This window comes from Thioclava sp. ES.031 (assembly GCF_002563775.1).
Lineage (GTDB): Bacteria > Pseudomonadota > Alphaproteobacteria > Rhodobacterales > Rhodobacteraceae > Thioclava.
Genome location: NZ_PDJO01000001.1, coordinates 1784606 through 1807738 on the forward strand (window position 1 = coordinate 1784606; position 23133 = coordinate 1807738).

The window sequence follows — 23133 nt, forward strand, 5'->3', positions numbered from 1 at the left end:
CGGGGTCGTAACCGGTTTTTCTTATGCTAGGAGCCGCCGCGCAGGCGCGCAAGCGCCGAACCCGCGTGATTTCAGGGCTTTTTCATGACCTGCGCATTATTCCGGATCGGGTCTTGCATCCCGCCCGGATTTGCGGATAAACCCGCCGGCGGAGCGGTGGCCGAGTGGTCGAAGGCGCACGCCTGGAAAGTGTGTAGGCGGGGAACCGTCTCGAGGGTTCGAATCCCTTCCGCTCCGCCACAATCCCCCAGCATTCGCCAATGATACCCGCTTTGCGCAGGCCGCGCGCGATCTCTTTTCGGTCATGTCCGCACGGTCGGGCAGTCAAGCGGTCCGGCAGTCACGCGGGCAGACGTGCCGCCCGCGCGCCGGTCACGTCATCCCACCACGTTGAACGCGGGGCCGTAGGGATAGCCGGTGATGTTCTCATTGCCGTCCTCGGTGATCACGAGGATGTCGTGCTCGCGGTAGCCGCCTGCGCCGGGCTGGCCCTCGGGGATCGTCAGCATCGGCTCCATCGAGATCACCATGCCGGGCTCCAGCACCGTGTCGATATCCTCGCGCAGCTCCAGCCCCGCTTCGCGCCCGTAGTAATGCGAGAGCACCCCGAAGCTGTGGCCATAGCCGAAGGTGCGGTATTGCAGCAGATCGCGCTCGGCGAAGAAGGCGTTGATCTTCTCGGTCACGTCGGCGCAGCTCGCGCCCGGCTTCAACAGGCTCATCCCGTATTCATGCGCGGCGACATTCGCCTCCCAGATCGCGCGCGAGGCGTCATCGACCTCGCCCACGAAAAGCGTCCGCTCCAGCGCCGTGTAATAGCCCGAGATCATCGGGAAGGTGTTCAGCGAGAGGATGTCGCCGCGCTGCAAAACGCGGCCCGTCACCGGGTTATGCGCGCCGTCGGTGTTGATGCCCGACTGGAACCAGACCCAGGTGTCGCGATATTCGGCCTCGGGAAACCGCTTGGCGATCTCCAGCTCCATCGCGTCGCGGCCCGCCATCGCGACATCGATCTCGCGCACACCTTCGCGGATCGCCTCGCGGATCGCGTAGCCACCCACATCGGCGACCGCCGCGCCTTGCCGGATCAGCGCGATCTCGGCGGGCGATTTGTGCATCCGTTGCCGCATCGTGGCGGGGGCGATGTCATGGGTCACCGACGGCTCGAGGAAATCCTGCAAGAGCGCCGCCTGCGCCAGCGTCAGGTGATCGGATTCGACGCCCAGCACGCGGCGCTTGCCGGTGACCGACGCGATCGCGCGCCAGTAATTGTTCCGCGCCCAGTCGGTATAGGTGATGTTGTCGCCATGGCAGCGCCGCCACGGCTGCGCGGCATCGATCCCCGCCGAGATCGTCACGCTCTCGCTTGGCGTCACCACCAGCGCGTAGGGCCGCCCGAAGGCGCAGTAAAGAAAGCCCGAGTAATAGGCGATGTTATGCATCGAGGTGAACAGGCAGGCCTCAATGCCCGCTTCGGTCATCGCCGCGCGCAGACCCGCGAGCCGCGCCTCGTATTCGGTGGCGGCGAAAGGCAGGATGCGCTCGCCTTGGTGAAATCGGTAAAAAGCAGGACGGTCCATCGGCACTCTTCCTTCTCAGAGGCCGTACCGCGCCGAGGGTCGATCTTCCCCCGTCGCGCGCTACGACAAAGCAAGATCCCGGCGTGCAGGATGGGTGATCGGGCGGGCGCGCTACGCGCCGGCGACGCCATCGCCTCAAGCCCTGCGCGGCAGATTGGGCGAAAATGTCGCCACTGCCAAGTCCTTACATTCCGTCGCATGCGATTTGCTCTTTTTCCCGATCGGCGGAACCCGGCGCACGCGTGGAACATTGATCGAGCCGAGGGAACCTCGCCGGACAGTGTGGGGAGCAGGCGCCCCGTTTGCGTCAATCGACGCGCCGCCGCGCCCTCAGAAAGGGAGAGCAATGCAAGATAAGATGCCGCAAGAACGGCTGTTCATATTCCCCAAGGTCCACAAGACGGTGTTCCTCGTCTCGGCGGTCCTCATCGTCGGGTTCATCGTCTTCGGTTCGATGTTCAGCGATCAGGCCAAGGCGCTCTTCACCGGGTTGCAGGGCTGGCTCGCGACCAATCTCGGCTGGGCGCTGATCGTCGAGGTGAACCTGTTCCTCGCCGCAACCGTCTTTCTCGCTTTCGGGCCTTACGGCGATATCCGATTGGGTCGCATGACCGACAAGCCCGCTTACGGGCTTTTTTCATGGACGGCGATGCTGTTCTCCGCCGGGATCGGCCTGATCTACTGGGGCGTGGCAGAGCCGCTCTATCACTTCTTCGCCCCGCCCATCGGCGAGGCGGAAACCCCGGCCTCCGCCCGGCAAGCGATGACCATCGCCTGCATGCATTGGGGCTTTCAGGCTTGGGCGATCTATGCAGTGGTGGCGCTGGCGCTGGCCTATTTCCACTTCCGCAAGGGCCTGCCGCTGACGATCCGCTCGGCGCTCTATCCGCTTCTGGGCGAGAAGATCTACGGGCCGTGGGGCTCTGCGGTCGATATTCTCGCGGTGTTCGGCACCATGTTCGGGATCGTGACCTCGCTCGGCCTCGGCGCGATGCAGATCAATTCGGGCCTCGGCACCGTCTTCGGCATCGGTCAGTCGACCACCGTGCAGATCATCATCATCGCCTGCATCACCGCGGCTGCGACCCTGTCGGTCGTGGCCGGTCTCGACGGCGGGATCAAGCGGCTGTCGAACCTCAATATCGGCCTGTCGATCGTCTTCCTTGCCTTCATGGTGATCGTCGGCCCGTCAGTCTTCATCTTCGACCTCTTCGTCCAAAGCTATGGCGACTACATCGCGGAGCTCGTCAGCTGGGGCTCCTGGACCGAGGCGTGGCAGAAGGACGGCTCGTGGCAGAATAGCTGGACGATCTTCTACTGGGCGTGGTGGATTTCCTGGTCGCCCTTCGTGGGCGTCTTCATCGCGCGCATCTCGAAAGGGCGCACGATCCGGGAATTCGTGGTCGGCGTGATGCTCTTGCCGACGACGATCATGTTCTTCTGGTTCTGCGCCTTCGGGGGCACCGCGCTCGACATCTCGCTGGGCGGTGACAGCACCATCGTGGACGCGACGAAGAACGCCTATGGCGATGCGATGTTCGCGCTGCTCGAGCATTTCCCGCTGGCGAGCCTGACCTCGGGCTTCGCTGTGATCCTGATCGTGATGTGGTTCGTGACCTCCTCGGACTCGGGCTCCTTCGTGATCGACATGCTGACCGCGGGCGGCGATGCCGATCCGCCCAAGGTGCAGCGGATCTTCTGGGCGATCACGGAAGGCGCGGTGGCCTCGGTGCTGCTGCTCGCGGGCGGGCTGAACGCGCTGCAGGCGGCGGCGGTCGTGGCGGGTTTCCCTTTTGCCATCGTGTGCTTCTTCATCCTCGTGGGCTTGTTGAAGGCGCTGCGATGGGACCCCTTGATGCTCTATCGCCACAACCAGCGCTACCGGAGCGACGAGGAGGCCGATAACGCGATGCCCTCCGAATTGCCGGGCGATCTCTACGGATCCGATCCGACCCCACCACCGGCACCGCAGGGCGCGCAAGCCAACCCCGCCGAGTGATCGCAAGACCCATGACGAGAGAAGGCCGGGCCACAGCGCCCGGCCTTTTCATGCGGGAAAGACCGGGGCGCGGCGGCGTCCGGGATGTCTCGATCGCGGTGAGTTGGTCGAGGATTGCCCCGCTTTTGCTGGACGCGAACCCGCGCAAGGCCCTATAGCTTGGGGAAATGATCCGCGCTGGGGGCAGGGCGCGCCCGCCCCACGCGCCACCCGGAGCGCAGAATGTCGAAGACCATCCATATCCTCAACGGCCCGAACCTGAACCTTCTGGGCAAGCGCCAGCCCGAGATCTACGGCTCGGACACGCTCGAGGATGTGGAGCGGATCTGCCGCGAGGAGGCGCAGCCCCGAGGCTTCGAGGTGGCGCTGTTCCAGTCGAATTTCGAAGGCGAGATCGTCGAGCAGATCCACCGTGCGCGCGACGAAGCCTGCGCCATCGTGATCAATGCTGGCGCCTATACCCACACCTCCGTCGCGATCCTCGATGCGCTCAACACCTTCGAGGGCCCGGTTTTCGAGGTGCATATTTCGAATGTTCACAAACGCGAAAGCTTCCGCCATCATTCCTTCATCTCGCAGCGGGCGGAGGGGGTTCTGGCGGGCTTCGGGATCGAGGGTTACGCCCTCGCCACCCGCCGCGCCTGTTCGGTTCTGAGTTAAGAGGGGGCTTTAAGATCGGTCTGCAAGGGTCTGAAAAGGTAGTAGGAATTTCGCGCCGGGTGATGTCCGGTGCAGCCAGTATCGCGCTTGCGCTGAGCGTTGCGCTCCCCGCGCAGGCGCGCGACACCGCCGCTGATCGCAACATCGCCAATTCCGGCAAGATGAGCGATCGCGACTTCTACCGGGCGATGGCCTGCGCCGCGCGACCCGGGGGCGCCTGCACCTTGCCCTATCGCCGATGGGCGGCCAGCAAGTGCCGCGATCTGACGGTGGGCCTCGCTTTCCGCTCAAAGCATTTCCCCGCCAAGCGCGCCCATGCCATCGAAGAGGCCGCCCGCGCGGCGATCGACCAGATCAACAAGACCGGCGCCGCGCTGCATCTGAGCTATGCCGGGGCGCGTCCCGCGGATATCAATCTCTATCTGACCGACACGCCCGTGGGCGGCACCGTGCGGGGAACGCCCTCGCACCGCCTCAACGGCAGGCGGCTCGGTCGGGGCACGGTCGCGAAAGTGACCTTCTACTGGCAGACGAATACGGGTCGGATCACCGATGCCGATATCGCCTTCAGCCGCGACATCCAGATGCGCGACATCCGCTCGGTCGTGCTGGAGGAAATCGTGCAATCGCTGGGCTTCTCGACCGATCTGGAAGACCCGTATTATACGCAAAACTCGATTTTCTCGGAGAACGGGAATTCGGTCACGCGGTTGATCGGGCAGGACGCGATGACCCTGCGCAGCCATTACCCGCCGCGCTGATCAGATCACCTGCATCCCGCCGCGGATCAGCAGCAGAACCGACAGCACCGCCAGCATGATCTGGATGACCCGCATGTAGAGTTGCTGCGACAGCCGCGCGGTCAGCCAGCGCCCTGCGACGGTGCCCGCGATGCCCGCCACCGCAAGCCCCGCGACCAGCGACCAGTTCAGCCCGTCGAGCTGACCGATCACCCAATAGGCGGGCAGTTTCACGATATTGCCGATCGCGAAAGCGATGGCGATGGTGCCCGCGAATTCCAGTTTCGGCAGCTTCTGCGGCAGCAGATAGGCCTGCACCGGCGGCGCGCCGGAATGGGTGATGAAGCTCGCGATCCCGGTCAGTGTCCCCCAGAACAGCCCCGGCATGATATGAGCCTCGGCTTGGCTGTCGTCATGGCGTTTCAGCCAGGCGCGCGCGACATGCCAGATCCCGATCAACCCGGTGAAGATCAGCAGCGCCCATTCGGGCGTGTAGGGCGTGATGAGGGTCGCGATGGCGACGCCCGCCAGGATCGCAGGCAAGAGGATGAACAGGTTCCGCTTCGAGAAATGGTGGCGGTAGAGCCAGACGCCCACCCAATCGGTCACGATATAGACCGGCAGCAGCGTCGCCGCCGCTTTCACGGGGTTCATGAACAGCGCCAGCATCGGCACCGCGATGGCCGCGGCAGTCGACAGCCCACCCTTCGACATCCCGACGATCAGAGCCGCCACGATCAGCAAAACGATTTCATACATGTAAACGGGGTCCGGTCGGGAGGGGAGGATCGGGTGGCTCCGCCCAGGGGCAGAAGCTCGGCCGCAGTGTCGAACAGCGCGCGGCCCCGTCGCCCACGACGAGAATGCGGTTGTCTTTCAAGCTCATGGCGCTGATCTCCCGCTCTCGGTCCGCAGCGTTCGAGTACGCCACAGCCGCTCCAGATCGACATAGGGCCACGGCTTCGGCGGTCCCGCATTTCTTTTCACGATCAGAAGAGCGGGGCAGAAGGGGCGCGCTTGTTCGCGATCAATGCCGCGCCCTCGATGGCGCGGCACGCTGGCTTCCGACTGCACCCATGGGCAGGGGAGGCCCGCATGAGCGATCTCGAAGGCTATACCGACCGGACCGAGGCGGGGATCGTCCTCGCGCGTCAGCTTGAGGCCTATCGCGGGCGCGACGCGGTGGTTCTTGCGCTGCCGCGTGGCGGGGTGCCGGTCGCGTGGGAGGTGGCCGAGAGCCTCGATCTGCCGCTGGATCTTGTCTTCGTGCGCAAGCTCGGCGCGCCCAGCAATCCCGAAGTGGCGCTCGCAGCGATTGCGGGGCTGCGCGGTGAGGTGCTGGTGCGCAATGCCGATGTGATCCGCGCCAGCGGTTGCGATGCGGCCACGCTGGAGGGCCTCGCCGCCCGCGAGCGCGAGGTGATCGCGGACCGGATCAAGCGCTACGGCGCGCCGGGTCTGCCGCTGGCCGGGCGGGTCGCGATTATCGTGGATGACGGGGTGGCGACGGGCGCCACCATGCGCGCGGCGCTGCGGGCGGTGCGGGCCGCCGGTCCCGAAGAGTTGGTCTGCGCGGTCCCGGTCGCGTCAGAGGACGCTCTGGAGGCGATCCGCACCGAGGCCGACCGCGTGATCTGCCCGCTGGTGCCGTCGTATTTTGGGGCGGTCGGGGCCTATTACACCTATTTCGGGCAGGTTCCCGATGCGGAGGTCGCGCAAATCCTCGCCACGGCGCAGGCGCGACCGTCGCGCAAGGATCGGGCCTAGCGGCCCCTCCCGGTCAGGCCATCAGGCTGCGCAGCGAGTGGCGCATCGCCTGCGTCACCTGCCGGTATTCGCCCTCGGAAATCCGTTCATGCAGCAGATCGAACACCGCCGCCACTTCAGCTTCGGGATTGTCGAGCGGTCGGTCGGCAAACGCCTCCGCGACCCGTCCCACAAAGGCGTCGCGATTGCGCGGATGGGCGGGCTGGCGCGAGGGCACGAAGCCGTCGTAGTAGATCCCGCGCAGCAGCACCGGAAGTTGCGCCCCGAGATCGGCAGCTTCTGCGGTGGTCAGGAAATCGCGGATCGCGTGCAAGGTCGTGCGCAGCAGCAGATAGGCGTGACTGCGGTCCTTGTTGTCCAAGCGATATTCCAAATCGTTGAGCCATTCCGCCACGATCTGCGGGGCGTGGTCGATGGCACTCAGGCCGGTCACTTTCATCGGTCAAACCTCCCGGGTGGATGGCTGAGGACGCTGCCTCAGCTTTGGATGCTTGCGAGATATTCCGCGATCAGCAGGATTTGCCCGCGGGTATAGACCTCCGCGTTGAGCGCGCCGACCGTCCCTGCGGTCTCTTCCATCATCGTAGAGCCGAAGCTGGGCATCGCGCCCCGGTGGAAGGGCATCTGCTGGCCGCCGTCGATCAGATGCACGACCCGCGCGAGCGGAAATTCCCCATTATTATTCGCCGAAAGCTGGGTCAGCGCCGGCACTTGAGTGGTGAAATATTCGCTGAGCGGACCGTCGCCGGCCGCGCTCTTGCCGTGGCAGGTGGCGCAGTAATTCTGGTAAAGATCGGCCCCCATCTGCGCCGCGGTCATCGGGCTGCTGGAGGCCTCTTCCGCACTGGCGGGCAGGGCCCATGCGAGGGCTGCGAGGGTTGCAAGAATGGCTCTGGTCATCGGACTGTCCTTCCGGTTCAGGGGGCGGCCCGTCGCGCTGACAGTTTGGGGCGCGAAGGGCCGCCCGGGTGATGCGCGCTCATCGCGCCTTGACGTCGATGCGGCGATCTTTTGCGCGCGCTTCGGCGGTTTTCGGCAGGGTCACGGTCAGGACCCCGTCGCTCCGACATGCTGGATCTCCCGTGCAAAGTGTCTCGGTGGAACGAGTTCAAGCCTCTCATGACCGGCGCGGCACCCGCATTGACGGCGCGCATAGCGGCGGCCAGCGGCCCGAGGCGCATGAACCGCTTGGACGTTGCGCGTGATCAATGCCGCCGCGCGCGCAGCGGCGCAGTCTTGGCGCGATACCACCCAGTCAGGAGCCCCAAGATGATTCCGCGCACCCTCGCCGCAGCCTTTCTCGACACAGACGAAGCGCGCTGGCTCGCCCCGATGGCGGCCGCGCTGTGTCGCCGCTTCGAGGCGCATCTGATCGGGGCGCATGGTGTCGAGCCGCTGCCGCTGTTGGGCGGCGATCTTGCGAGCGATCCGATCGTCTATCCCGAATTCGTCGATTGGCAGCGCAAGGAGGCGGCCGCGATCCGCGAGACCTTCGAGCATGCGCTGAAGGCCGACGATGTTCAGGGCGAGTTCCGCAGCCCGAGCGGTGCCCGTGACGCGCTGATCGATTTCCTCGTCGATAGCTGCCGCGCCGCCGACCTCGTCCTGTCCGCGCAGGTGCCGACCCATGCCGGGCGCGCGGCCGATCTGCGTATGCAAGAGCAACTGATCCGCCAGGCCGGGCGCCCGGTGCTGGTGGTGAGCGAGGCTGCGCAACTGGACAAGCCCGCGCAGCATATCCTCGTCGGGGTTTCGTGCAGCCGCGAGGCGATGCGGGCGGTGCATGACATGCTCTATCTTGCGGCGCACGGTGCGCGGATCGATCTGCTTTCCGTCTCTCCCTCCGAGGGGGAGCGGGAGGCTGTGGACGATCTGCGCGACGACCTCGCAGCGGCGCTGGACCGGCGCGGCTTCGATGTGACGCTTCTGGACCGGATGAAGACGACCTCGGAAGCGGGCGATGCGTTGCTCCATACCGCGCGCGAACGCGGGGCCGAGATGATCGCGGTCGGCGCTTACGGCCATTCGCGGCTCTATGACTTCGTGATCGGCGCGGTAACCACGCGCCTGTTGGAAAAATCCCATCTGCCGGTGCTGTTCTCAAAATAGGTAAGCCGATGCCACAGCCGAAGAAAACCGAATGGATCGTTGTGATGAACGCCGCCAGCGCGCATGTGCTGGCGGATGCGAGTGCCAGTGCGAAGGTCTTCGAGCTGGAGGCGCCGCATCCAACCCCGCGCGACCGGGCCGGGCGGAGTTTCGCGATCGGGTCGCCGGGGCGGCGCGCCGCGATGGCGCCGCATGGCGATCCCGAACATGCGCAGGAAATCGCTTTCGCCCGCGATCTGAGCGAACGGCTCGAACGCAGTCTTGGGCAGGGGGAGTTCGACACGCTGGTCCTCGTCGCGCCGCCGCGCATGTTGGGTGCGATGCGCGAGGCGATGCCCGCGGCTTTGGCGGCGCGCGTGAGCCGGGAAATCCACTCCAATCTCGCGAGCCTCTCGCCGCGCCATTTCCGCGAAAAGCTGCAAGAGGCGCTGAAGGTGAGTTGAGCGGTGCAATTTTCGCCTGCAGTGACCGCCGTCAATGCGAGCCGCTTCGGGGCTTCGCATTCTGGACCAGTCGAACGGAGTCCAACCTGATCACAGGAGACAATCCATGAGCCATGCATCCAGCACCGTCGGTTCCGAGCATGTCGATACGTCCGCCCTCAAGGAGCGCGAGCGCAAGGCCGCAGAGGCAATCCAGACCGATCTCGAGGAGTTGCGCTACGATGTGAAAGCCTTGGCGCAGGCGTTGCAGCGTTACGGTCGTCTGCGTGCCACCGATCTGGGCGCAGAAGCGTCGCGGCGCGGGCATGATTTCGTGGATGAGACCCGCGACGCGGTTCTGGAAATGCGCCGCTCGCTGAGCGAGGCCGAGCATGAGCTGAGCCGCAATGTGCGCAGCCATCCGGTGCCGTGGGCCGGGGCTATTCTGGGTATGGTCGGGGCAGGGCTCCTCGTCGCTCTGTTGATGGAGCGGCGCAGTTGATGATCGCCATTGGTACGAGTGTGGGGACAGGCCGCATGAGCGGTTGGGGTCGATAAAAGACGCCGCTCGCAGGGTCTGTCGGGGGGAGCAGCGCGCGTTTCCGCATCGAGCGGGAGCGCGCGTTGCACATTCTCGCGCCCCGCGTTTCGTTGCAGCTTGTTACGCGCCCTGCGGCGGTCTCGTCCGGGTCGCCCTATGCGGTCAGGTTTCCCGATCTTTGCAGCGCCGATCCGACGTGGCTTTGCCCCGGTGGGGCGATGCGTCACCCCGCGGGGAGGCGCTTGCCACCGGATGCCCGCCCACATCCCGGCCTGAGTCCCCCGGATAATGCCGCCCGTCATTGCGCGGGCGCAAGCGCGACCGGCACGCCCCGCGCCCCAAGCATCGCGCTCCTTTGCCTGCGAGGGGCAGGACATGGCCCGTTCGGGTCACCCGCATGGCCATCCGCGCGCACCGGGCAAGGATTTCGCGTCCGATGCGCCACTTGCGTCGGCGGGCGGACGATCCCGGGCGGCGCGCGGTCTGGCAGTGCCGTCCGGGCGTCTTTCAGACCGAGGGCGATGGCAAATGGGCCGGATTCGGTTGCGTTTGCGGTGCCGATTCCGGCGCAGCTCCGGCGTAGCGTGGAGGCACGATCAGGGCGCGGATCCTGATCGGTCAACATTCTTTAAGCCTGGAGACCATCACCATGAAACATCTGCTTCTCGCCACCGCTGTCGTTCTCTCCGGCGCCGGAGCCGCCCTCGCAGGCGGCAACGTGTCGCTCACCGACCAGATGGGCTGGTTCAACGGGTCGAGCACGACGCAGCTTGGCCACCACAACGCGGCCATCACCGTGCAGCGCGATCTGGCCAATTCCAGCATCACCGTTCAGCGCGGGAGTGCCAACTTCTCGGGCACCGGCCAGACCGGCGCCTTCAACTCGTCGATCACCGACCAGTTGGGCCACGGGAACTATTCGACCACCGTTCAGGGTCGCATCGGCAACTCGTCGTCCACGATCCAGACCGGCGTCGGCAACGTGTCGAGCACCGTTCAGAACTGATTTCCAATGGATGATCGGGCGGGTCGCGATCCGCCCGATCCACGACCCGAAAACGGCTGCTGCGCAGTCGCGACAGCAACAAGGAGAAGGGATATGAGTATCGCAACACAGATGAGACCCGCAGCGGCGCGCCCCGCGATCCTCGCGTCCGGGGTGTTGGCCGCTCTCGCATTGGGCATGTTCGCGAAGGAAGCTTCGGCGCAGAGCCGTCCTTTCTATGATCCGAGCAGCGCACCCGTTGCATCTATCGCCCCGCAGCCTTCACGCGGCAATGTGGCCGTCACGCAGCAGCAGGGCAGCTTTAATGACGCCTCGACCACGCAGAGCGGCCAGAACAATGTCGCGGGGACGGTCCAAGCGGGCTCTGGCTTCAGCAGCTCGATCTCGCAGATCGGCAACAACCAGACGGAGACCCATTTCCAGGGCGAGACCCGGCTGGGTGTGACCCGAAGCGGGAGCCGTACCAGCGGAAACGGCTCGATCGGTATTCAGTTCGAGCTGAAATGAAACCGTTAGCCGTCCGTGCAGCCCCGCCCGTCGCACCGCGTGCGGGGCAGGGAGACGAGAAAGGAAGCACGCTATGCCTCGGAAGCTGCAACTCCTCGATTATCTGCGCGGCGGAGCATTGCTTGTCATCGCCGGGGGCACGCCCGTCGGAATGGCGCTCGCGATGACCGCGCAAAACGTGAAAGGCGCGGCCCCGCTGCAATGCGAGATCGCAGAGCGCACGGTCGATCCGCAACTGGAACTGACCGCGCGGGTGCAATCGGCGCGCGCGATGCGCGGACGCTACTCCTTCACCGTGATCTCGAGCGGCGCGGGCGGAACCTCCAGCACCACGCAGGGCGGCGCTTTCACCACCCGCGCGAACGCGGCGCAGACCCTGTCCAAGGTCTATGTCTCCGCTGGCCCCCATGCGGTCGTCTCGGCCCGGCTGGAGGTCGAAGGCGAGGGCGGCTTGACCTGTCACGCGACAAAGTGATCGCCGGAACTGCGTGAATCCCCCATTGCGCGCGCCGTTCATTGTCGGCGCGCATAGGCAGCCTTGATGGCTGTCATTGTCCACATCGCCCCTAGGCAGAGGATTTCCCTCATTAGGAAATCAAGGGGTGTGCCATGTCTTGGAACACGCATGCTGAGAACGGGGCTGCGGTCGAACAAATTTTCACATCTGCTATCGAAGGGGATCTATTTCGGTCTGTGCTCGCGGTCGTTTCGATGAATTTTCCCGAAGCGACGGCGATGATCGTCGGTCTGGAAGCCGCGCCGGGGGCGGGGAATTTCATGCTTCTCGACGTGCCGGACCCCGAATTGCGACGGGCTTTCGCCGAGGAGATGCGCGCCCCCGAAGGCTGGGCGCACAGGCTGCGCGAGCAGGAGATCGGCCGGGTCTATGACGATGGCGATCTGGGGGCGGATGCGGTGAATGGCGGGCCCTTGGGTCACGTGCTGCGCCGGATGCGCCCGCCCAAGTCCTGCCTCGCCGGGGTGCTGTTCGATCGGGGCCAGCGTCACCTCATGGGGATCGAACTGCGCTATCCGCGCCATCTGGAGGCGGAGCTGCACCGACCGTTGAAGGAGTTTCTGACCCGGCTCGCGCGGCAGCTCGATGTGGCGATGCGGATCATGGAGCTGCGCCGGCGGCTCGATGCGGCGGAACGGCTCAGCGGCAACCTTCTGGAAATTCTACCTTTCTCGGTGGTGTTGTGCAACGAGCGGCGCAACGTCTCGCGGATGAACGGGCGGGCGCGGGCGATCCTGCGCAACGGGTGCGCCTTGCAGGTTTCGCCCGACGGGACGCTGCGGCTCTCCGATCCCGTGGCGGAGGACGAATTCGCGACGCTCCTCCAGTCGTTGCAAGGCAGTCTGCGCCAGCGCGTCGCGATCATGACCGTGCCGCGAACCTGCGGCGAGACGCGTGAAATCCTCACCGTCATCCGGCTGGCCGCGGGCGAGGCGATCGGTCTGCCGGGCGGCGGGCCGAGTTTCGCGGTGATCTACGAAGACCTCGATATGCCGCTCGAACTGGATCAGGATCTGCTGTGGCGGCTCTTTGGCATGAACGCGAAGGAGGCCGATCTCGCGCTGGCGCTGCTGGCAGGGGAGTCGATCGGCGAGCTGGCCTCGCGCCGGAGGATGTCGAAGGAAACCTTGCGCAATCAGCTCGCGGCGGTGATGCGCAAGACCGAGACGTCGCGCCAACAGGAGCTGGTCGCCCTTCTCGGACGCCTTGCCACGCTCAATGCGACGGCGTGACCCCATAGGTCGCGCTTTCTGCTGTGCGCTTGGCGGGCTCGTCGCGCTTACCGTGCTGGCGCCGCAGGCGCAGGCTCAGCCGCCCGTGGCGTGGCAAGGCTGGTCGCTCGCGCGGCAGCCGCGCGGGCCATTCCTGCCGGGGCTTGGGACGCCGATCCGAGGGGAGGACGGGCGCGGTCTGGACTTCGGGTTGCTCGGGCCCGTGCGTCCGCTTGGGCTGTTGCCGCAGGCGGGCTGGATACCGGATTTCTCGGCGCGACCTCAGCTTGGTCTGAATTTCGGGCGGGGCTCCGGTTTCGCGCAGGCGCAGGCTGTCTCGGGGCTGCCCAAGTCCGGACCGCTCGTGATGACCGGGCCGCATGCGGGGCGCGGCGATATCTCGGTCGACCTCAGCCCGGCGCTCGGCGCGGGAGGCGCGCTGTCGGGGGCGCATGCGGTCGCCTCCTTGACCATCCCGGATGGGCAGGGCGGCACTCTCCATATCGCGCAACAGTCTTTCTCGCCCGCGACACCGGGAAATCACATCGAGACCTATGCGTTCTCGCCCGCTTCAGGCGGGGGCGGTCTCGCGGAGCTTAGCCTCGACGGGGCGACGGGCACGGCATCGGCCTTGGCGGCGGTGTTCGATCCGGGCGGGTTTTCCGTCATTGGCCTCGGCGCGCCGGACAGCGCGCGGGTGGAGCAGCGGGTCAGCACCCACAGCCGCGTGCGCGAGCTGGGCGGGGTGATCGCGAGCCCCTTGGGGCGTAGCCGCGACTGGAGCTGGGGGCCAAGGCTCGGTCTCGGGGACCTCTCGCGCCACACGAGCGAAACCTACACGACCACGGCGTCCCTGACGGCGAGCCGGGCGCTCCCGGCCATCGAGACCACCCGCCGCACCCGCCTGCACGCGCGCAGCGAGAGCCTCACCTTGGGGCTGGGCGGGCGGCGGCTGCTGTCAAAGGATCTGGCCTTCGGCCTCTATCTCGACCTCGGCGCGAAGGCGGTGTCGGCACGCGGGCGCAGTGAGGAGATGCTCTCGATCCCGGGGCTCGCCTCGGCCAGCAGCGCGCCCGAGCGGTCACGGTTTTCCGCTTTGGAGCCGATCCTGCGCGCGGGCATGGTGTTCGAGCAGCGCCTCGGCGGAAACAGCTTCTTCGCGCTCTCTCTGGGAGTGCAGGAAACGGGGCAAACCGTTCTCGTCTCGCGCCTGTCAGGACAGGCTGCGCTCGGCTCCGCATCGGTGTCCGGCGCCACGCTCTCGAGCACGGGCGAAACCGTCCGGCATGACGAAATCCGCTGGCGGCACGGGTTTGAGGGGACGATTTCGATCAATTTCGTCCATCTTTTCTAGTTTGATCGCCGTCAAAGACAGAACGGACAGAGAAATTGGATCATGACATACTTCGGGACAGCGCTTTGTGACGTCGGCAACGTCACGCTACGGCGCCCCGATAGGTGCGGAGGGGCAAGGAGGTCGCGCCTTGGAACAGCAGACAATTCTCGTCGTCGAGGATCATGAGGACGTGCGCGAGGCGCTGCGGGACTGCCTTGAGGCGGAAGGCTGGGCGGTGCGCGAGGCGCAGGACGCCGCGGGCATGATGCAGCAGATCGAGGCGGGCGGCATCGATCTTGTGACCCTCGATCTGGGGCTGGGGGCCGATGACGGGCTGGCGCTGGCGCGCGTCATGCGACGGCGCAGCAATATTCCCGTCATCTTCATCACCGGGCATGGCCAGCCGCTCGACCGGGTGCGCGGACTGGAGGCGGGGGCGGATGACTATATCGTCAAACCCTTCGACACCCGCGAGGTCGCGATCCGCGTGCGCCGGGTGCTCGATGGCTACCGGGCGCGCAATGTCCCGCTCGACCGCCTGCGCATCGATCACAGCAGCATCGACCTGCGCCAAGGCGTGATCGAGCATCGCGACGGGCGCCGCGAGGATCTGACCGGAACAGAGGCGAAACTGCTCGAGCTGTTCCTCAGCCGCCCGGCGCAGGTCCTCTCGCGCGATGATATCAACCGGGCGCTGCACGGGCGCGACTGGTCGCCCTATGACCGCACCATCGACACCCATATCGCCCGGCTACGGCGCAAGATCGAACCGTCGGATGATGCCAATCGGATGATCCGATCCGTGCGCGGCGTGGGCTATGTCTTCACCGGGCAGATCACATAGGCGGCGCGTCGGGCTTGAGCGCGCGCGCGACCGCCGCGCTCAGCGTCGCGAGCGAATAGGGTTTCATCAGCAGTTCCACCTCGCGCTCGGCCTCGGGCCGCTGGGCGAAATGCTCCGACGCGTGGCCCGATGTCAGAAGCACCGGTAATGCGGGATCGCGGGCGCGGGCCTGATCGACGAGGTCGAACCCCGAACTGGAACCGGGCAGCACCACGTCGGAAAACAGCAACTCGACAGGTTCGCCCGCCTCGATCTGTTCCAGCGCCTCGCTCGCGTTCCCGGCCTCGATCACCGCGTAGCCGAGCGCCTCCAACCGGTCGAGCACCGCCTCGCGCACGAAGGGATCATCCTCGACCACCAGAACGAGCTGCCCATCGCCCATCCGCAGCGCGGCGCGGTGGTCGGCAGGCGCGGGCGCAGGCTCTCCCTCGGCCTCGGGCAGATAAAGCGTGATCGTCGTACCCTGTCCGGGCGCGGTGTCGATATGTAAGAACCCGCCCGCGCGCGCCACCGAACTCTCGACGCTGGTCAGCCCGAGCCCACTCCCGACCCGCGCATCCTTCGTGGTGAAAAACGGATCCAAAGCCTGCTTGCGCACGTCCGGGGTCATGCCTTGCCCGGTATCGCTCACGCGCACCGTCAGGAAGCGGCCCGGACGCGCCCCGTCGATCTCCGTGGCCTGATGCGCGTCGAGTTGCGCGCGACCGGTCGCGATGGTGACGGTGCCGGGGACCGCCATCGCGTCGCGCGCATTGATGACGAGATTAAGCAACGCCCCGTCCAATTCGCCGCGATCCATGAAAATCTGGCCTTCTCCCGCACCCGGCAGAAGCCGCAGATGCACCTGTTCGCCCAAGACCCGCTCCAGCAGCGTCCATGTCTCGGCGAGCTGGGCATCGAGGTCGAAGCACACCGGTTTGGGCGTCCGCGCGCCCGCCAGCGCCAGAAGTCGCTGGTTGAACCCCGCGCCGATCCGCGTCGCGTCGATGGCGCGCTTCAGATGGTCGCGCGCGACCTCGGCCATCTCGGCGCGCGAGGCCAGTTCCAGATTGGACAGGATGACCGTCAGCAGATTGTTGAAATCATGCGCGATCAGACCCGCCATCCGGCCCACGGTCTCCAGCCGCTGCGCCCGCACCAGCGCCGCCGCAATCTGCGCGCGCTCGGTGCGGTCGAGGAGCGCGCCGAGCGCGCCTTGCGGATGGGGCGGGTCGCAGGTCTCGTCGAACCGGATATCGCCACGCAATTCGATCACTTTGGGCTCGTTACTGTCGGCGAGCTTGAACTCGATCGAGAACTTCCGGCTGCCCGCAGGATCGATTGCCGCGCGGTGCATCTCCTTGAGCCGCGCGCGATCTTCCGGGGCGGCGAGGGCGATCCATTTCTCGTAGCTGTCGGGCACGTCATCGGTGCCCAGAAGCTGCTGGGCGGACTCGGTGGAGAAAAACGTGTCGCGGTCGAAATCCATCTCGAAGAGCGCGATCCCGGCGGCATCCATCGCCTCGACGACCCGCTCCGCGCGCAGCTCGGCAGGTTGCGGCAAGTCCTTCTCGACGCTGATATCCTCGATGATCAGGATGATCCCCGCGACGCTGCCCTCATGGCGGATCGGCGCGGTGAGCCAGCGGTTCCAGATCACGCGCCTGTCGGGGAGCGTCGTTTGGCTCTCGTCGCATCGCACGACCTCTCCGGAAAGCGCCTTGTCGCGGGCGGCGGGGTATCCCTCTGGCAGCCACGGCAGCAGGTCACCGTCGTCCGGCTTATTGGCGCTGGAGATGTCGACGCCGTAGCTCTCCTGAAAGGTCGCCGAGGCCGCGACCAAGCGCGCCGCAGTGTCGAACACCGCGACCGGGATCGGCATCACGCTAATCACATCCTCCAGACCGTCGGCGAGCGCTGCGCGGCAGGCATGCGTCTTCGGTCCGGGCTCTTCGCGTTCGGAATTCACCACTGGCGCCACCTCATTTCGCGCTTGGCACCACGCCCCCATCAATCAGGAAATCATACTCGGTTTCGTGTCCGGCAGTGGAGGAAAAAACGAAAAATCGCACAAAACTATAAATGCCGGGCCAGCCGTTGGCGGCAGATCCGGCCTTTCGTCGCGGTCGCTCAGACCGGCGTCGCGTGGCGTTTCTCGCCGAAACCCCCGCCTTGCATCGCGGTCATGATAAAGTCCTGCGCCTGTTTCTGGCTGTCGAACACCGCCGCTGTCATCTCCTCGGCATATTGCCCCCAGAGGCGGCGATAGAGCGCGGAATAATCGTCGATCGCACCGGAGAAGAACTCCGACCAGGCGGAGGCGATCGCGGCGGGATCGCCGGGATTGGAGAGATTGGCGAGCAGGGCGCGGTCGCAGGTGATCCGATCGGCGGTGAAGCGCAGCCATTCCTGATTGTGCTGCAACATCCGATCCGCCGCCTGTGTGTGCAGCGCGACGAACGGGCCGAGCATCGCCGGGTCCGGCCCGTCCGGAGGAAGCAGGCGTTTCACCAATTCGGCATAGCCCGCGCTGGTGCGCGCTTTCGCGTCTGACTTGCTGGGCATCTGGGCCTCCCATGAGTTGCGATGACATCGTCCCGACCTTTGTCGTGAGCGGGGCTGGATGCATTGATGGAGGTCAATGCGCGCGGTTTCATGCCGCTCCGACCGGCGGCGATCACGGGGTGTTCAGGCTCCGTGTTGCCTTGTGCCCGAAACGCGCGCCTCAATTCCGGCCTGATACGGCGCGCGTTGTGGTGGCGACGGGCGTTTGCTCGTCGGTTTGCCAGCGCGACGCGCGCGTGCCGGAGGCTTTCGCGCCCCCGGACCACCCGTCGCGCTCGGACAGGCGCGGCGCGGGATCGGGCTGGGCGAGGGCCGCACCGATCCGCTCGTTCTGGTATTTTGCAAGCCGCCGCAGCCGACCGAGATCCCTGACCTCGAGATGATCGGGCGCAAGCAGGCGGATCGCGCCGCGCTCCTCGATCTGGTGCAGCGCGCGGCACAGGGTCTCCACCGTCATGTCCAACAGCGAGGCGAGATCGCGCCGGGTCAGTACGATGCGGATTTCCGGCGTGCTGTCCTCGGGCGCACCGGGGAGCTGTTCGATCAGCCAAAGCGCGAGCCGCTGTACGGTGCTGCGCCCGCGCATCTTCACGACGCTCAACTGCAGCTCCTCGAACTGACGGTTCAGCGCCGACAGGCAGCCCCGGAAAATCTGCGGATGCGTTTGCAGGAAACCGTGCCATGTCGAGCGTGGCATCCAGCAGATCGCGGTGTCGGTGGCGGCCTCGCTCGAGAACCCGTTCACCTCGCGGTCGGGGTCGCCGATCAGATGGCCCGCGCGCAGGATCTGCAGCACGTATTCGTCGCCGCCCTCGGTCAGCACGACGACCTTGACCAGCCCCGAGGAGACGATCCCGACCCGCTCCGCCACCTCGCCCTGAGCCGCGATCTCGGCCCCTTGGTGATAGTTTTCGCGATAGCTTCGATGTGCAAAATCAAGGAGCGCCCCGCCGTCGAAAGCGCTGCAAAGCCCGGTCTGGCGCGCAACGCAATCCTCGCATTTCGCGTCGTATTCCGGTCGAATACCCTGTGAATTAAACATATTCCCCCCTTCAGCTCCCCGAGCTCTGGCAACGTTCGGGGAACGGTCGCATAGCGTGACTGAAGGAATCTTGCCGTCTCGGAGCGCGTCTGTCAGGCGGCAAATTGTAGAGAAATGTGACCTTTGACACGCGAAACGGGGTCGCGCCCGGCGATCTTGCGGGTGCTTTTTGCGGTCGTTGGCCGTTTGGCGCAGTGCCGTCAAACCCCTGAAACGGGGTGGAAATGGCCCCGCCGACCACACCTTGAGGACAGGCGCGCGGTGGCCGACGGGTATCGCGAAACGCTCTTCGACCACGGTCGAGTGGGTGAGGTCACCCGAACGTCCGCGAATGCCCGAATGATACGCCCGAACCGCCCGCGTGCCATTATCGGGCGTCAATCACGGCAAAGATCGCGCGCGCGATCGGCGGCTCCGGGATCCGCGGGACACCCTGCGCCGCCCGCCTTCGGCCGCGGTGGCATTGACCGCCGACAATGCCGCCGGGGCGCGCCGCGGGAAAGCTGGGTCATGGACATCGGAGGACACCAAATGACACAGTATCGACCTTTCCTGCTCGCCCTTTGCCTGATCGGTGCGGCGGGGCCGCTCGCGGCGCAGGACGCCATGACATCCGACGAGATGGGCGCACAGCTTTACGCGGACAATTGCGCCGCATGTCACGGCATGAGCGGGCAGGGCGATGGCCCGCTCGCGGATGCGTTCATTCAGGACATTCCTTCGCTCACCGGGTTGGCGGCGGCCAATGACGGGGAGTTCCCGTTGCTGAACGTGATCCAAATCCTCGACGGGCGGACGGAAGTGCGTGGGCATGGCGGGCCGATGCCGGTCTTCGGCGCGCTTTTCCGCAACGAGCTGGAGCCGATGGTCGGGCGGTTCGGCACCGAGGCGCTGATCCGCGGGCGGATGCTGGCCATCGCGGAGCATGTCGGAACCTTGCAGCAATGACGGACCCGCGCCGTCTGACCCGAGCGGGTCGGGCGGCGCGAAGACGAGACGCGTCGAAGGTGGCGCAGGTCACCGGTGGTGATTGGCGACGGCGCGCGTCATCTCTCCCACGAGTTCGAGCGAGGTTCCGTGGGCCACGTCCCCGAGGCTGAGCATCCCGACCAGCCGTTTCTCGTCGTCGAGAACCGGCAGGCGGCGGATCTTGCGCTGATCCATCAGATGCACCGCATCTTCCACCGTCTCATCGGTGCGGCAATAGACGATCCCCGGCGTCATCACCTCCTCGGCGCGGGTCTTGGCCGGGTCGAGCCCTTGCGCCACCACCCGCAGGGCAAGGTCGCGATCGGTGATCATCCCGATGAGCTTGTCATCCTTGCCGATCGGGACCGCGCCGATATCGTCCTTGCCCATCTGGTCCGCGATCTCCTTCACAGGGGTATCGGCATCGACCCATGCGGCTGGCTTGTGCATCGCGTCACTGATCTTCATGGCATCCTCCCGAGTGTAAGCACATCCTCTCAGTCTGCCCGATCCACGCGGGTGCGCATTGACCGCAATCAGCCTTCGCACGCCTTTGGAGGCCCGCGCGATTGTCGCCGGTCAATGCGGCGCGGGGAAATCCAGTCAGGTTGGTGAGATCGATGGGAGGAGTCGAACCGGTGAGCGCCATATGGATGTGCTGCGCGCTGCTGCCCGATGGTCGGCCCGCCGTGACGCGGAGAGCTCCATCGATCGAAGGGTCATCGTTGCTGTGCGAATTGCGATGTGAAAACGCGGAATTCGCAGGTCGGACGATGGCCCTTCGCCATATTCCAGACATCTGCGTGCCGGGTCCGGCCCGCTCGGATCACATGCAGTCTCGCAAGTTTGACCATGCTCTCGTGCCGACCGCCGCCTTGTCTGGATTGGCGAATGCCTGCTCAGATCGCGCGCTCGAGAGGCTTTGTGCGCGTCTCATTGACGGAGATCAATGGCGCGGCGGACCGGATGCGGTTTAGCTGTTCGGACGTCATAGCCACGCATCGAAGGAGTGTGCGGATGTTTCGTTGGATCACCCCCAAAAACAATCCTGACCTTCTCCCGCTGCCGCGAAAGGCAGAGGATGACGGCCTCGCGCCGGAGACCGTTCCCTGGCCCCTGTCGAGCGCGCAGGCCCAGCCTTGCACCACGGCGATCCCCCGGGTCGCACGCGCTCCGGCGACGGGTCCGGATCGTGCGCTGGAGGTCTCGGCGCTGCTCGATCTCGGCCTCTCGACGCGGGAAATCGCGCGCTATCTCGGCCTCGCCCTGCAGGAGGTGTTGCGGCTGAAAAGCGTGGAACTCGATCTCGGTGCGAGCCTCGTCAACAACATGACCCCGGTCTATCGCCTCGATGCGATCCGTCACGTGGGCTGAGACGATCGGGGGGACGCGGGCTGCCCTTCAAGGCGGTCCCGCGCACATCACAGCCTATTTCGCGAAGATCGAATCGAGGAAGCGCGCGTGTTGCGCCACCCAATCCGGGTTGAAATGGTTGTTATCTTTATAGACGGTCGTCAAATCCGGCTCGCGGACACGGCAGTGGTCCTCGGAGCAAAAGGCAAATGCCGGATCGATCACAACCGCTTGGGACTTTGCCAAAACGTTTTTCATTTCTTCCGTCAGCGCCTTGTCTTTCGCGGGGATCGGTTGCTCGCGTAGCAAGGCGCGCGCATCCGACACCGGCCCCCATCCAAGACGCATCTCCGGCGCGATATTGGTGAAATCCTGGAGGCGCGGGTTGTCGAGAAGGACGAATACACTCTTTCCGGCCGCGCTGAGTTCGCGAACAGATTCAGCGAGGCGTGACAAAGCGGCGCGGCGCCCCGGTGCTTCGACGAGCGGGACGCGCGCGTCGGCGCGCTCGACATAGAAGGCCGGGCTTCCGGCGTAGAAATTCCAAGCGCCGCCAATGACCACGGTGTGATAGCGCGGCAGACTCGCGAGTCGCCAAGCATTGACCGTGTTGTCACGACACGGAGCCCGGTTCGGGTCATCGGTCTTGATTTCGGGGATCGGGGCGCAGCCGCTCCCGATCGCGAGCGTTGCGCCGATTGGCTCATCGCCCGCGGAGACGAGCTTCTCGATCCGCGTCGCATATTGCGCGACATGCGAGTCGCCGATGAACAGAACCTCCTGCGCGCTCTCGGGGCCAAGTTGATAGATGTCGGTCTCGTTCGGTTTGGGCGCGTCGACCTTGCTCAGCAGAAAGGACCATTCGGTCTTGTCGGGCATCGGCAGGTCGATCCGAAACCGTGGGGGCAGGGGTATGAGCGCGGCGAGCAACACAAGCCCCGCCAAGCCACCCATCGCGACGCCCAGCGCCAGCGTTTTATCCCGGTCACGCCCTTTGCGCCGGATCGGCAATTCCACGAAGCGGAAGGTGGCCCAGGCCGCGATCAGCGACAGCACGATCGCGACCAGACCCATCTTGAAATAGACATGGCGGAAGGTGATGTGCATGTAGCTCAGAAATACCCAGTGCCAGAGATAGAGCGGATAGCTGATCACCCCGATCCAGACCGGAATCCTGAGCGAGAGCAGGTATTTGTTGACCATCCCTTCGCTGCCGGCAGAGATCAGTAAGGCCGCGCCCAGTACCGGGAACAGCGCCCACCATCCGGGGAACGGGCTGCCGTCTTCCATGAAGATGAAGGCCACCGCGATCAGCCCCGCCCCGATCAGCGATTGCAGATGAGTGTGACGTGCGGTGAGGGCGGCGTGATGACGCTTGAGATAGGCGAGACCCGCGCCGATCAGCAGCTCCCAGCCGCGCGCGAAGGGCGAGTAATAGGCGGCGGTCGGATTGCGGTAGGTTTCGAACAGTCCATAGACGAAAGAGGCGAGCGTCAGCCCTGCCAGAACGAGCGGCAGGCTCCCGCGCCCGCGCCAGACGAAAGCGAGCAGCAGCGGCCAGACAATGTAGAATTGCTCTTCGACCGCGAGGCTCCAGAAATGCAGCGTCGGCTTGAAGACGGAGGAGATGTCGAAATAGCTCGCCTCGCTCCAGAGCAGCAGGTTTTCGGAGAAGAAGATCGACGCGAGGATGTGTTTCAGGAGCGAGGCGAACTCGCCTTTCAATTGAAGATACCAGCCGATCGCGAAGATCGCGGCAAGCACCACGATCAGCGCCGGGAAAATCCGCAGGATGCGCCTTTGGTAGAAACGCGCGATCGAATAGCGCCCCTCGGCGAGATCGCGCATCAGGATCGTCGAAATCAGATAGCCGGAAATGACGAAGAAGATATCGACCCCGATGAACCCCGCAGGCCAGAGTCTCGGGAAGGCATGCGTGATCACGACTGAGATGACTGCGAGAGCGCGCAATCCGTCGATATCCGG

General features: G+C 65.5%; 24 protein-coding genes and 1 tRNA gene. 16 read left to right on the top strand and 9 right to left on the bottom strand.

Annotated elements, in window-relative coordinates; all coding sequences use genetic code 11:
- Positions 1 to 150: 150 nt before the first annotated feature.
- Positions 151 to 240, top strand: a tRNA-Ser gene (locus AXZ77_RS08625).
- Between the two features lie 137 nt (positions 241 to 377).
- Here AXZ77_RS08625 and AXZ77_RS08630 read toward each other — a convergent pair.
- Positions 378 to 1580, bottom strand: coding sequence for a M24 family metallopeptidase (locus AXZ77_RS08630; RefSeq protein WP_098410829.1), 1203 nt, complete (start codon positions 1578 to 1580; stop codon positions 378 to 380).
- Between the two features lie 346 nt (positions 1581 to 1926).
- Between AXZ77_RS08630 and AXZ77_RS08635 the strand changes: the two genes are divergently transcribed.
- The 3 genes from AXZ77_RS08635 to AXZ77_RS08645 all read left to right on the top strand — a co-directional run bounded on the left by AXZ77_RS08635 (position 1927) and on the right by AXZ77_RS08645 (position 5000).
- Positions 1927 to 3579, top strand: coding sequence for a BCCT family transporter (locus AXZ77_RS08635; protein ID WP_098410830.1), 1653 nt, complete (start codon positions 1927 to 1929; stop codon positions 3577 to 3579).
- A 222-nt stretch (positions 3580 to 3801) separates the two neighbouring features.
- Entirely contained in the window at positions 3802 to 4239 is a 438-nt protein-coding gene (gene aroQ / locus AXZ77_RS08640; protein WP_098410831.1) for a type II 3-dehydroquinate dehydratase, read from the top strand.
- A gap of 62 nt (positions 4240 to 4301) precedes the next feature.
- A complete protein-coding gene (locus AXZ77_RS08645; RefSeq protein ID WP_098410832.1) occupies positions 4302 to 5000 on the top strand; it encodes a DUF2927 domain-containing protein in 699 nt (232 codons plus the stop codon).
- Here AXZ77_RS08645 and AXZ77_RS08650 read toward each other — a convergent pair whose 3' ends face one another.
- Positions 5001 to 5738 (bottom strand): sulfite exporter TauE/SafE family protein, encoded by a 738-nt coding sequence (locus tag AXZ77_RS08650; protein WP_098410833.1) that lies wholly within the window; start codon positions 5736 to 5738, stop codon positions 5001 to 5003.
- A gap of 336 nt (positions 5739 to 6074) precedes the next feature.
- On the opposite strand from AXZ77_RS08650, the gene AXZ77_RS08655 reads away from it, so the two are divergent.
- Positions 6075 to 6746 (top strand): phosphoribosyltransferase, encoded by a 672-nt coding sequence (locus AXZ77_RS08655; RefSeq protein ID WP_098410834.1) that lies wholly within the window; start codon positions 6075 to 6077, stop codon positions 6744 to 6746.
- A gap of 13 nt (positions 6747 to 6759) precedes the next feature.
- On the opposite strand, the gene AXZ77_RS08660 is transcribed toward AXZ77_RS08655, so the two are convergent.
- Positions 6760 to 7185, bottom strand: coding sequence for a DUF2267 domain-containing protein (locus AXZ77_RS08660; RefSeq protein WP_098410835.1), 426 nt, complete (start codon positions 7183 to 7185; stop codon positions 6760 to 6762).
- Between the two features lie 38 nt (positions 7186 to 7223).
- On the bottom strand, positions 7224 to 7646 hold the full coding sequence (locus AXZ77_RS08665) for a cytochrome c (protein ID WP_098410836.1): 423 nt from the start codon (positions 7644 to 7646) through the stop codon (positions 7224 to 7226).
- A gap of 369 nt (positions 7647 to 8015) precedes the next feature.
- Here AXZ77_RS08665 and AXZ77_RS08670 point away from each other — a divergent pair, with 369 nt between their 5' ends.
- The 9 genes from AXZ77_RS08670 to AXZ77_RS08710 all read left to right on the top strand — a co-directional run bounded on the left by AXZ77_RS08670 (position 8016) and on the right by AXZ77_RS08710 (position 15239).
- Entirely contained in the window at positions 8016 to 8855 is an 840-nt protein-coding gene (locus tag AXZ77_RS08670; protein WP_176535994.1) for a universal stress protein, read from the top strand.
- Positions 8856 to 8863: 8 nt separating this feature from the next.
- Positions 8864 to 9298, top strand: coding sequence for a host attachment protein (locus AXZ77_RS08675; RefSeq protein ID WP_098410838.1), 435 nt, complete (start codon positions 8864 to 8866; stop codon positions 9296 to 9298).
- Positions 9299 to 9404: 106 nt separating this feature from the next.
- On the top strand, positions 9405 to 9779 hold the full coding sequence (locus AXZ77_RS08680) for a hypothetical protein (protein ID WP_098410839.1): 375 nt from the start codon (positions 9405 to 9407) through the stop codon (positions 9777 to 9779).
- A 688-nt stretch (positions 9780 to 10467) separates the two neighbouring features.
- Positions 10468 to 10824: a hypothetical protein gene (locus AXZ77_RS08685; RefSeq protein WP_098410840.1), complete on the top strand. Its 357-nt coding sequence runs from the start codon at positions 10468 to 10470 to the stop codon at positions 10822 to 10824.
- A 93-nt stretch (positions 10825 to 10917) separates the two neighbouring features.
- The gene (locus AXZ77_RS08690; RefSeq protein WP_098410841.1) at positions 10918 to 11331 is read left to right on the top strand and encodes a hypothetical protein; all 414 of its coding nucleotides are present in this window, start codon (positions 10918 to 10920) and stop codon (positions 11329 to 11331) included.
- 73 nt (positions 11332 to 11404) lie between these two features.
- Positions 11405 to 11806 (top strand): curli-like amyloid fiber formation chaperone CsgH, encoded by a 402-nt coding sequence (gene csgH, locus AXZ77_RS08695; RefSeq protein WP_098410842.1) that lies wholly within the window; start codon positions 11405 to 11407, stop codon positions 11804 to 11806.
- Between the two features lie 236 nt (positions 11807 to 12042).
- Positions 12043 to 13080, top strand: coding sequence for a helix-turn-helix transcriptional regulator (locus AXZ77_RS08700; RefSeq protein ID WP_141536245.1), 1038 nt, complete (start codon positions 12043 to 12045; stop codon positions 13078 to 13080).
- Positions 13067 to 14413 (top strand): hypothetical protein, encoded by a 1347-nt coding sequence (locus AXZ77_RS08705; protein WP_098410844.1) that lies wholly within the window; start codon positions 13067 to 13069, stop codon positions 14411 to 14413. The genes AXZ77_RS08700 and AXZ77_RS08705 overlap by 14 nt, the downstream gene beginning before the upstream one ends.
- 130 nt (positions 14414 to 14543) lie before the next feature.
- Positions 14544 to 15239 carry a response regulator transcription factor gene (locus AXZ77_RS08710; protein ID WP_176535995.1) on the top strand — a complete coding sequence of 232 codons (696 nt, stop codon included), beginning with the start codon at positions 14544 to 14546 and terminating at the stop codon, positions 15237 to 15239.
- Here the strand turns inward: AXZ77_RS08710 and AXZ77_RS08715 are convergent.
- The 3 genes from AXZ77_RS08715 to AXZ77_RS08725 form a co-directional block, all read right to left on the bottom strand.
- The gene (locus AXZ77_RS08715; protein WP_176535996.1) at positions 15232 to 17187 is read right to left on the bottom strand and encodes an ATP-binding protein; all 1956 of its coding nucleotides are present in this window, start codon (positions 17185 to 17187) and stop codon (positions 15232 to 15234) included. The genes AXZ77_RS08710 and AXZ77_RS08715 overlap by 8 nt on opposite strands.
- A gap of 161 nt (positions 17188 to 17348) precedes the next feature.
- Entirely contained in the window at positions 17349 to 17783 is a 435-nt protein-coding gene (locus tag AXZ77_RS08720; RefSeq protein ID WP_098410847.1) for a hypothetical protein, read from the bottom strand.
- A gap of 160 nt (positions 17784 to 17943) precedes the next feature.
- Positions 17944 to 18825, bottom strand: a complete 882-nt coding sequence (locus AXZ77_RS08725) for a Crp/Fnr family transcriptional regulator (protein ID WP_098410848.1) — start codon at positions 18823 to 18825, stop codon at positions 17944 to 17946.
- Positions 18826 to 19356: 531 nt separating this feature from the next.
- On the opposite strand from AXZ77_RS08725, the gene AXZ77_RS08730 reads away from it, so the two are divergent.
- Positions 19357 to 19773: a cytochrome c gene (locus AXZ77_RS08730; protein WP_255266446.1), complete on the top strand. Its 417-nt coding sequence runs from the start codon at positions 19357 to 19359 to the stop codon at positions 19771 to 19773.
- Positions 19774 to 19842: 69 nt separating this feature from the next.
- On the opposite strand, the gene AXZ77_RS08735 is transcribed toward AXZ77_RS08730, so the two are convergent.
- Positions 19843 to 20262 (bottom strand): CBS domain-containing protein, encoded by a 420-nt coding sequence (locus tag AXZ77_RS08735; protein ID WP_098410849.1) that lies wholly within the window; start codon positions 20260 to 20262, stop codon positions 19843 to 19845.
- A 549-nt stretch (positions 20263 to 20811) separates the two neighbouring features.
- On the opposite strand from AXZ77_RS08735, the gene AXZ77_RS08740 reads away from it, so the two are divergent.
- Positions 20812 to 21168 (top strand): hypothetical protein, encoded by a 357-nt coding sequence (locus AXZ77_RS08740; RefSeq protein ID WP_098410850.1) that lies wholly within the window; start codon positions 20812 to 20814, stop codon positions 21166 to 21168.
- A gap of 54 nt (positions 21169 to 21222) precedes the next feature.
- Here AXZ77_RS08740 and AXZ77_RS08745 read toward each other — a convergent pair whose 3' ends face one another.
- On the bottom strand, positions 21223 to 23118 hold the full coding sequence (locus AXZ77_RS08745; RefSeq protein WP_176535997.1) for an acyltransferase family protein: 1896 nt from the start codon (positions 23116 to 23118) through the stop codon (positions 21223 to 21225).
- Positions 23119 to 23133 lie beyond the last annotated feature (15 nt).

Bases quoted from the DNA above. Each gene is read 5' to 3' on its own strand.
- AXZ77_RS08705 (WP_098410844.1), top strand. From the start codon at position 13,067: ATGCGACGGCGTGACCCCATAGGTCGCGCTTTCTGCTGTGCGCTTGGC.
- AXZ77_RS08650 (WP_098410833.1), bottom strand. From the start codon at position 5,738: ATGTATGAAATCGTTTTGCTGATCGTGGCGGCTCTGATCGTCGGGATG.
- AXZ77_RS08740 (WP_098410850.1), top strand. From the start codon at position 20,812: ATGTTTCGTTGGATCACCCCCAAAAACAATCCTGACCTTCTCCCGCTG.
- AXZ77_RS08635 (WP_098410830.1), top strand. From the start codon at position 1,927: ATGCAAGATAAGATGCCGCAAGAACGGCTGTTCATATTCCCCAAGGTC.
- AXZ77_RS08735 (WP_098410849.1), bottom strand. From the start codon at position 20,262: ATGAAGATCAGTGACGCGATGCACAAGCCAGCCGCATGGGTCGATGCC.
- AXZ77_RS08685 (WP_098410840.1), top strand. From the start codon at position 10,468: ATGAAACATCTGCTTCTCGCCACCGCTGTCGTTCTCTCCGGCGCCGGA.
- AXZ77_RS08700 (WP_141536245.1), top strand. From the start codon at position 12,043: ATGAATTTTCCCGAAGCGACGGCGATGATCGTCGGTCTGGAAGCCGCG.
- AXZ77_RS08665 (WP_098410836.1), bottom strand. From the start codon at position 7,646: ATGACCAGAGCCATTCTTGCAACCCTCGCAGCCCTCGCATGGGCCCTG.
- AXZ77_RS08660 (WP_098410835.1), bottom strand. From the start codon at position 7,185: ATGAAAGTGACCGGCCTGAGTGCCATCGACCACGCCCCGCAGATCGTG.
- AXZ77_RS08670 (WP_176535994.1), top strand. From the start codon at position 8,016: ATGATTCCGCGCACCCTCGCCGCAGCCTTTCTCGACACAGACGAAGCG.
- AXZ77_RS08720 (WP_098410847.1), bottom strand. From the start codon at position 17,783: ATGCCCAGCAAGTCAGACGCGAAAGCGCGCACCAGCGCGGGCTATGCC.
- AXZ77_RS08680 (WP_098410839.1), top strand. From the start codon at position 9,405: ATGAGCCATGCATCCAGCACCGTCGGTTCCGAGCATGTCGATACGTCC.
- AXZ77_RS08730 (WP_255266446.1), top strand. From the start codon at position 19,357: ATGACACAGTATCGACCTTTCCTGCTCGCCCTTTGCCTGATCGGTGCG.
- aroQ (WP_098410831.1), top strand. From the start codon at position 3,802: ATGTCGAAGACCATCCATATCCTCAACGGCCCGAACCTGAACCTTCTG.
- AXZ77_RS08675 (WP_098410838.1), top strand. From the start codon at position 8,864: ATGCCACAGCCGAAGAAAACCGAATGGATCGTTGTGATGAACGCCGCC.
- AXZ77_RS08725 (WP_098410848.1), bottom strand. From the start codon at position 18,825: ATGTTTAATTCACAGGGTATTCGACCGGAATACGACGCGAAATGCGAG.
- AXZ77_RS08655 (WP_098410834.1), top strand. From the start codon at position 6,075: ATGAGCGATCTCGAAGGCTATACCGACCGGACCGAGGCGGGGATCGTC.
- AXZ77_RS08630 (WP_098410829.1), bottom strand. From the start codon at position 1,580: ATGGACCGTCCTGCTTTTTACCGATTTCACCAAGGCGAGCGCATCCTG.
- AXZ77_RS08690 (WP_098410841.1), top strand. From the start codon at position 10,918: ATGAGTATCGCAACACAGATGAGACCCGCAGCGGCGCGCCCCGCGATC.
- AXZ77_RS08645 (WP_098410832.1), top strand. From the start codon at position 4,302: ATGTCCGGTGCAGCCAGTATCGCGCTTGCGCTGAGCGTTGCGCTCCCC.
- csgH (WP_098410842.1), top strand. From the start codon at position 11,405: ATGCCTCGGAAGCTGCAACTCCTCGATTATCTGCGCGGCGGAGCATTG.